Genomic DNA, 3,094 nt, shown 5'->3' with positions numbered 1-3,094 from the left:
GCTGTTGCTGGAGCTCGGCGTGGGCGAGATGACCCCCGGCATCATCACGCTCCCGTTCTGGAGCATGACCGCGAAGCTGCCGGATGCGCACCTTTTGAGCGTAAACATCTCGGGCGGCTCGGCTCCGTTGCAGCTTGGAAGCAAGGCAGGGGCGATCCAGGCCGATTTGGGCGCCCTGCTCTCGGTGGCGCGGGCAGGTGGCGAGTAACGCGGAGCGGTAGACGCGCAATGAGGTTTTAGCCGCAGCCTCCGAACGAGAGGGCTCGGAGGCTGGTATTCCTGAATCGCAGGTCACGATGGGTTATCGGAATCGCGAAGAGCGGATACCGCCAGTAAGCCCCCTTCGGAATAGGCGTTGAGCAGCTCCTGGGCATGGGCGAACTCGGGGCCTCGTCTCCAGCCGAGCAGGCGGTTGACGGCCAGATCGCCCTGGACGTTGTGGACGAAGAGCAGGAAGGCGTCTTCGCGTGAAAGCCCTGTTTTCTCCATGACCCAGGGAACCATCTGCTCCGCTCCGCGTTCTATGACGCGCTGGGCTACGCGAGCGTATGAGTCGCTGTCCGAATAAAGCAGGCGATAATCGTCGTCTGCCGACGGACGCTGGCAAAGCGTTGCCGATTCAACCCCCTCAAGCGGGGGAGCCGCTGCCAATGCCTCGTCGATAAGCGCATCGAGCAGCGCGTACTTATCCTCGCAATGCAGATAGAACGTTCCCCGGTTGATCTCGGCGCGGCGGCAGATGTCCGCCACCGTCATCTTCGCGAAGCCGACCTCGGCCAGCAGCGCGAAGAACGCCTCCTGTATGACCGAGAGGGTGTAGCGCCGCCGGCGGTCGATCTTGGTTTCTCCCATCGCCTCTCCAATCTGAGTCGTTTGACAATGTCCAGTAGCTGTTCGTTTATCGACAGGTGCACGCGTTTGTTCATTGCCCCTGCGAAAATCAACAAGGATACTGTTTATAGACACCTGTTTTTTATAGCTGAAAGGGAGCACGGATGACCCTGTGCGAGAAGCTCGGCATCGGGCTTGTCAGCCGATCGTTTTCCCATCGGGCCGTCTATCGAAACGGCGGCACGTCATACGATTTGAGCGATTGCGAGCCTGCTGCTTGCAAGCAAGATATCGAGGCTTTTGCCCGCAAGGTGGGGAAGGCTGATTGCGTGTTTACGGGAGAGGCAGGTAGGCAGGCGTTATGAGCATCTGCATCAAAAATCAGATTCAGAATATGAATATCGTCATCGGCTGCACGGTGGGGTGTCCATATTGCTATGCCCGTAACAATGTGAAACGTTGGCATATGATTGACGACTTCGCTGATCCTGCGTTCTTCCCGAGCAAGCTCAAGATGATGGAAAAGAAACGCCCGCAGAACTTTCTCCTTACCGGCATGAGCGATCTCTCCGGGTGGAAGCTGGAATGGCGAGACGAGGTATTTGCAAAGATCCATGAGAATCCACAGCATCAGTTCCTGTTCCTGACCAAGAGACCCGATTTGCTGGATTTAGATACCGACCTGGAAAACGCATGGTTCGGCGTTACGGTGACGAGGAAAGCGGAGCTGTGGCGTATCGACGCCCTTCGGAAAAACGTCAAAGCAAATCACTTCTTCGTTACTTTTGAGCCGCTATTCGACGATCCCGGTACGGTCGACCTTTCCGGAATCAACTGGATCGTCGTCGGTACCATGACCGGGGCGCAGAGCAGGAAGGTTCATACGGAACCGGAGTGGGCATGGTCTTTGACGGACCAGGCGCACGCGCTTGGCATTCCAATGTTTATGAAGGAAGACCTCGTCTCTGTCATAGGGGACGAAAACATGATTCAGGAATTGCCGGAAGAATTCGAAAGAGTGCTGGAGGTGCAGAGAACATGGCGGAAGTGATCGATGGAATCCTCATCAATGAGGTGGAAGCAAAGAACATCATGACCAAGTCCAGCCTGCCGGTAGGCGGCTACTCGGTCAATCCCTATGTAGGCTGCACGCATGCCTGCAAGTATTGCTATGCCTCCTTTATGAAGCGCTTTACCGGACACAAGGAGGAATGGGGCACCTTTCTTGATGTGAAGCATTGGCCGGAAATCAAGAATCCGAAGAAATACGCTGGACAGCGGGTGGTTATCGGTTCTGTGACGGATGGCTACAATCCACAGGAGGAGCGATTCGGGAATACCAGGAAACTCCTGGAGCAGCTGATTGGCAGCGATGCAGATATTCTGATCTGCACAAAGTCCGATCTTGTGGTACGGGATATCGATCTGCTGAAGAGGCTTGGACGAGTGACCGTTTCATGGTCGATCAACACGCTGGATGAGAACTTCAAGAACGATATGGACTCCGCGTCGAGCATCGAGCGTCGTATCGCTGCTATGAAGCAGGTGTATGACGAAGGTATCCGTACGGTCTGCTTCGTGTCCCCGGTATTTCCCGGCATCACGGATTTTGAGATGATTTTTGAGCGAGTAAAAGATCGGTGCGATTTGTTTTGGCTCGAAAATCTCAATCTTCGGGGTGGTTTCAAAAAAGCGATCCTGGATTATATCGCCGAGAAACATCCCAATCTCGTACCGCTTTACGATGAGATCTATAACAAGCGCAACCGTAGCTATTTTGAAGCGCTTGAAGTAAAAGCCGAGGAAATGGCCAAGAAGTACGATTGCCCCTTTGTGGACAACGAAATGCCTTATGGCAGAGTCCCCCAGGGGCATCCGGTGATCGTGGACTACTTCTATCACGAGGAAGTCCGAGGGTCGGATAATAGCGGAAAAAGAAATCGTTAAACGGAAACCGACGACGATTCGCTCGAGCGATTAGCGTCCACGCGTGGCTTCTGCCGATTGGCGCAACGGGCGACGGATTAAGGGATCGCTCGGGCGGATGATCCCGCTGCAGTACAGGCGGTCGCTCAATTTAGCGGCATGAGCGTTTTCGCACGGAAAACCAGTATCCCCTGTGCCGAGTTTAATCGTAGCGAATACAATGGGCACTGAGCATCAATCGAAAGTAGTCAAGAGCCTTTTCGACGGCTTCTACCACCTCTACCCCAGCCTCGAGCAGCGATGGGCATACTATGCGCGATACATCGACTTCATGCTG

The 3,094-nt window shown here is 54.7% G+C and carries 4 protein-coding genes and 1 pseudogene; 4 read left to right on the top strand and 1 reads right to left on the bottom strand.

Features of this window, described 5'->3' with window-relative positions:
• A pseudogene (locus AQ996_RS09980) lies at positions 1-208 on the top strand (Sir2 silent information regulator family NAD-dependent deacetylase); the annotation flags it as partial.
• Between the two features lie 83 nt (positions 209-291).
• On the opposite strand, the gene AQ996_RS09440 reads toward AQ996_RS09980, so the two are convergent.
• A complete protein-coding gene (locus tag AQ996_RS09440) occupies positions 292-852 on the bottom strand; it encodes a TetR/AcrR family transcriptional regulator (RefSeq protein WP_055252681.1) in 561 nt (186 codons plus the stop codon).
• A gap of 143 nt (positions 853-995) precedes the next feature.
• Between AQ996_RS09440 and AQ996_RS09435 the strand changes: the two genes are divergently transcribed.
• The 3 genes from AQ996_RS09435 to AQ996_RS09425 are packed head-to-tail and all read left to right on the top strand — an operon-like array spanning position 996 to position 2,778.
• Entirely contained in the window at positions 996-1,196 is a 201-nt protein-coding gene (locus tag AQ996_RS09435) for a hypothetical protein (protein ID WP_055252679.1), read from the top strand.
• Positions 1,193-1,882: a radical SAM mobile pair protein A gene (locus tag AQ996_RS09430; RefSeq protein WP_055252677.1), complete on the top strand. Its 690-nt coding sequence runs from the start codon at positions 1,193-1,195 to the stop codon at positions 1,880-1,882. The genes AQ996_RS09435 and AQ996_RS09430 overlap by 4 nt, the downstream gene beginning before the upstream one ends.
• Positions 1,870-2,778 (top strand): radical SAM mobile pair protein B, encoded by a 909-nt coding sequence (locus AQ996_RS09425; protein WP_055252675.1) that lies wholly within the window; start codon positions 1,870-1,872, stop codon positions 2,776-2,778. The genes AQ996_RS09430 and AQ996_RS09425 overlap by 13 nt, the downstream gene beginning before the upstream one ends.
• Positions 2,779-3,094: the final 316 nt, after the last annotated feature.

The organism is Collinsella aerofaciens (genome assembly GCF_001404695.1).
Classification (GTDB): Bacteria; Actinomycetota; Coriobacteriia; order Coriobacteriales; family Coriobacteriaceae; genus Collinsella; species Collinsella aerofaciens_E.
Note: the sequence above shows the minus strand (reverse complement) of the source record. Positions and strands in the feature narration are given on the sequence as shown.